At 48.2% G+C, this 4,564-nt stretch carries 5 protein-coding genes and 1 other annotated feature; all 5 genes read left to right on the forward strand.

The features are described from left to right. Nucleotides 1-155: 155 nt before the first annotated feature. Nucleotides 156-1,511 (forward strand): Trk family potassium uptake protein, encoded by a 1,356-nt coding sequence (locus tag IJN28_04275; GenBank protein ID MBQ6712987.1) that lies wholly within the window; start codon nt 156-158, stop codon nt 1,509-1,511. Between the two features lie 21 nt (nt 1,512-1,532). Then, nucleotides 1,533-2,192, forward strand: a complete 660-nt coding sequence (locus IJN28_04280; GenBank protein ID MBQ6712988.1) for a TrkA family potassium uptake protein — start codon at nt 1,533-1,535, stop codon at nt 2,190-2,192. After that, nucleotides 2,174-2,989: an RNA methyltransferase gene (locus tag IJN28_04285; GenBank protein MBQ6712989.1), complete on the forward strand. Its 816-nt coding sequence runs from the start codon at nt 2,174-2,176 to the stop codon at nt 2,987-2,989. Before IJN28_04280 ends, IJN28_04285 begins: the two co-directional genes overlap by 19 nt. Nucleotides 2,990-3,053: 64 nt before the next feature. Beyond that, nucleotides 3,054-3,258, forward strand: a binding site (T-box leader). 63 nt (nt 3,259-3,321) lie between these two features. After that, nucleotides 3,322-4,350, forward strand: coding sequence for a phenylalanine--tRNA ligase subunit alpha (gene pheS, locus IJN28_04290; GenBank protein ID MBQ6712990.1), 1,029 nt, complete (start codon nt 3,322-3,324; stop codon nt 4,348-4,350). Nucleotides 4,351-4,368: 18 nt separating this feature from the next. Then, nucleotides 4,369-4,564 (forward strand): hypothetical protein (locus IJN28_04295; protein ID MBQ6712991.1); only part of this gene is annotated, 196 nt, incomplete at its 3' end.

A 4,564-nucleotide genomic window follows, 5' to 3' on the forward strand; every position in this document is an offset into this window, starting at 1 on the left:
ATCAAATATGATTGTGTGGCAAAAGCTTAACATAAAAAAAGAAGCGCATCGGTTGATGCGCTTCTTTTTTTATGTGTGGAAATACTTGCCGAATAAGTGAAAGGTCTTTATAATGAAGGCAAGTAGAACGAATGATAAGAGGTACTGTTGTGCGAATGAATGAAGATAAGCCAAAGCGATTTTGGCAAGATAAACATTTGAGTCCGTATCAGACATTGACGCTTGGTTTCCTTGCCTTGATCGTGATCGGGACGATGCTTTTGATGCTCCCTGTTGCGTCTGCAAGTGGTGAGGGGCTTTCTTTTATTGATGCGCTTTTCATGGCGACGTCGGCGGTCTGTGTAACGGGATTGTCTGTCGTTGACCTGCAATACGGGTTTTCGTATTTTGGGCAGATCGTCATTGTGCTCTTGATACAGATCGGTGGTCTTGGTCTTATGACGATATCGACGTTGATGGCGATACTCATCGGTAAGAAGATACAGCTTCGTGACCGTATGGCAATGAAGGAGGCACTCAATCAGTTTTCGATGGACGGTTTGGTAAGGCTCACGATACGGATTATCCAGTTGACGCTTCTCTTGGAGTTCATCGGTGGGACGATCCTTGCGATCCGTTGGTACGGTGAGTATGGGCCAATCGGCATTTATTATGGATATTGGCATAGTGTATCGGCGTTTTGTAATGCAGGGTTTGCGCTCTTTGGTGAGCGAAGTGACCTTTTGACGCTGTATGCGCATGATCTGGTCGTTGTGATCGTAATTACACTGCTTGTTATTCTGGGCGGTCTCGGTTTTGCGGTGTTGTCTGATATTTGGCAGAAACGTCGGTTCCGTGATTATATGCTTCAGAGCAAGATCGTTTTGGTGACGAGCGGTATTTTGATCGTGCTTGGTACGGTTGGGTTCTTGGGACTGGAGTACAGTAATATGGCGACGATCGGGGCGGAGAGTTTTCCGCATAAGGTCATGTCGAGTTATTTCCATTCGGTCACGGCGCGTACGGCAGGTATTGCAACGGTCGATTTTGAGCAGCTTCGCGGAGCAACGATGTTTTTCTTGATACTTTTGATGTTCGTTGGGGCATCGCCGTGCTCGACGGGGAGTGGTATCAAGACGACGACGCTTGCTGTTATGGTGATCGCGATATGGACGCTTGTCCGTGGTCGTCGTGATACTGTTTTGTTTGACAGAAAGATCCCCGAGGCAATTATTTATAAGGCGTTTGCCGTAACATTCATGGCGGCGAGCCTTGTTATCGTTATTTCGATGCTGCTCAGCATTATGGAAGATTTTGCATTTTTGGCGATCTTGTTTGAGGTCGTGTCTGCTTTCTCGACGGTTGGGCTTTCGGTCGGTATCACGCAAGAACTGGGTGATCCGGCAAAATTACTTTTGGCATTTACAATGTTCGCTGGTCGTGTCGGGCCTATTACGATGGCGGCGGCACTTGCGTATAGATTGAAACGTGATATCATTCATTATCCAGAAGGAAAAGTGACGATCGGATAATGGTAAGAAAGGAAGCATAGGATGAGTAAGGAAAAACAGTTTGCTGTTATCGGATTGGGTCGATTCGGGCGGAGTATTGCACGCCATTTGCATACGATGGGATATGAGGTGTTGGCGGTCGATCGCAGTTATGAATTGGTGCAGTCGTTCAGCGATGAAGTAACGCATGTGGTACAGGCCGATACGACTGATGAGAATGCCTTGAAGGCTCTCGGTATTCGCAATTTTGATGTTGTTATCGTTGCGATCGGTGAGGATATGCAGGCGAACGTATTGACGGTCGTTCAGCTCAAGGAGCTTGGGGTACCGTATGTCGTTGCGAAAGCGCGCAATCTTTTGCATGGGAAGCTTCTTGAGAAGATCGGTGCGGATAGTATCGTATATCCCGAGAGAGATATGGCGAAACGTGTTGCGTACAGTTTGACGTCGCGCAATATTATGGATTATATCGAGCTTTCGCCCGAGTACAGCATTGCCGAGGTTGGTGTGCCGAAGAGTATTGCAGGTAAGAGTCTTATCGAATCGAATGTTCGTGCGAAGTATGGCTTGAACGTAGTGGCTATCAAGCGAAATGATAAGTTGATATTGCCGCCGAATCCGCATGATGTGATCGAAAAAGACGATATTATTGTCGTTGTCGGCAGTAATGAAGGGATGAAACGATGGGAAGATTTGAAGTAGGAGAAGTTATCTCCAGCTTACAGAATACATTTGTGAAACAGGCATCGTCTTTGAAGCAGAAGAAATACCGCGATCGTGAAGGTGTGTTCATTGCTGAAGGGGTGCGTATCATTGAAGATATCGTAAGTGTCGGCGGTGCGATCCGTGTATGCTTCTATGATGCAGAAGCGGTGACGCCGCGTATGAAAGAGCTTATCGGTAGTCTGGCAGATGATGTGCGTGTGCTTGCGGTAACGTCTGCTGTGTATCGTAAGATCACGACGACGGAAGAGCCGCAAGGTGTCTTGGCTATCGTTGAGCAGAAAGAGTGGTCACTCGATGATATCAAAGAAGGCATGGTACATTTGGCGGTGCTTGATCGTGTGCAAGACCCCGGTAATATCGGGACGATCATTCGTACGGCAGAGGCGGCAGGCTGGGACGGTATTCTTGTATTGAGCGGGTCGGCAGATATCTATGCGCCGAAAGTGGTGCGCTCGACGATGGGTACGATGCTTCATCTGCCTGTGGTGCGCGGGTTGTCGGAAGAAGATCTCATCATCTTCGTTGAGAAACGCAATATTCGACTGTATGCGACATCGGTCGTGGAATCAAAGACATACGATGCGTGCGATTTTACGCAGTCGGCGGCAGTCGTATTCGGCAACGAAGGGGCAGGTGTATCGGATACGCTTCTTGCACGCGCTGATGAACGGATGCATATTCCGCTCTTTGGCAGAGTGGAGTCGCTCAATGTAGCGGCTGCTGCGGCAGTTATCTGTTTTGAGGGCGCAAGACAGCGACAATCTTCTTGCTAATGCGGACGAGCTGTGATATAATATTAGTACGTGTTTTGATAACACATCACAACATATATAACGATAATATGCAAGGATAAAGAGAGTACGCTGTTTATCGGTTTTACAGGGAAGATGTGCCATAGATTGAGAGCATATCAAACAGAGGATAGCGGAAGTTCACTTTGGAGCATTTCGGCTGAAATTACAGTAGGTCGGACGTTTTCCGCGTTAAGGAATGGAAAGTATTCATTAGGGTGGTACCGCGAAGCAGAGCTTTCGCCCCTTAGCCGGGGGCGGAAGTTTTTTTATTTTCGGTAGATGCCCGAATAATCAAGGAGGAGTTATTGTTTATGGAACAGCAATTAAAAGAGTTGCGAGAAAGCGCAGTCGTTGAGCTTGCAAAAGCAGACAGCCTTGAGATGCTGAATGACTTGCGTGTCAAATATTTGGGCAAAAAAGGTAGCTTGACGAGTATTCTCCGCGGTATGGGCGCACTCAGCGCAGAAGAACGTCCGCGTATCGGCCAGATCGTCAACGAGATCCGTGCAGAACTTGAAGGCGTGATCGAAGCAAAAGGTGCGGAACTCAAAGAAGCAGAGCTTACGAAACGCTTGGCTTCCGAACGTATCGACGTGACGCTTCCGGGTCGTCAGCCGAGTGAAGGTCATCGTCATCCGCTCACGCTTACGCTTGAGCGCATCAAAGAGATCTTCATGCAGCTTGGTTTTACTGTTGCGGAAGGCCCTGAAGTAGAGCAGGATTACTACAACTTCGAGCTTCTTAATTTGCCGAAAGATCACCCTGCACGTGATATGCAGGATTCGTTCTATATCACGGAAGAGATCCTTCTTCGTACGCATACATCTCCGATCCAGGCAAGAACGATGCAGGCGGCGAATCCGAACGATCCTGTAAAGATCATTGCACCGGGCAAGGTATATCGTCGTGACTACGATGCGACGCACTCGCCGATGTTCACACAGGTAGAAGGTCTTTTGATCGATAAAAATATCAGCTTTGCCGACCTCAAAGGTACGCTCGAACTGTTCATCCATCAGATGTTCGGTGACAATGTAGGCGTCCGTTTCCGTCCGAGCTTCTTCCCGTTCACGGAACCGAGTGCCGAAGTCGATATCTCGTGTGTTATCTGCGGTGGTAAAGGCTGCCGTGTATGCAAAGGTACAGGCTGGCTTGAGATCCTCGGTTCGGGTATGGTTCACCCGAACGTACTCAAAATGAACAATTTTGATCCGGAAAAAGTAAGCGGTTTTGCGTTCGGTATGGGTGTCGAACGTATCGCCATGCTGAAGTACGGCATCAACAACATCAAGGCACTGTTTGAATCCGATACGAGATTCGCAGACCAGTTCAAGAATTGATCGGAGGGAGAACGAACTATGTTAGCACCACTCAGCTGGTTAAAGGAATACGTCGATATTGACGTTTCGGCAAAGGAACTGGAAGGTCTTCTGTTCTCCGCCGGTTTTGAAGTAGAGGAACTCAAAGAAGTCGGCGCAGACATCTCCGGCGTTGTCGTCGGTGAAGTGCTCACCTGCGAACTGATTCCCGATACGCACATTCACATCTGCACGG

It is taken from the genome of Selenomonadales bacterium (assembly GCA_017442105.1).
GTDB lineage: Bacteria > Bacillota > Negativicutes > RGIG982 > RGIG982 > RGIG982.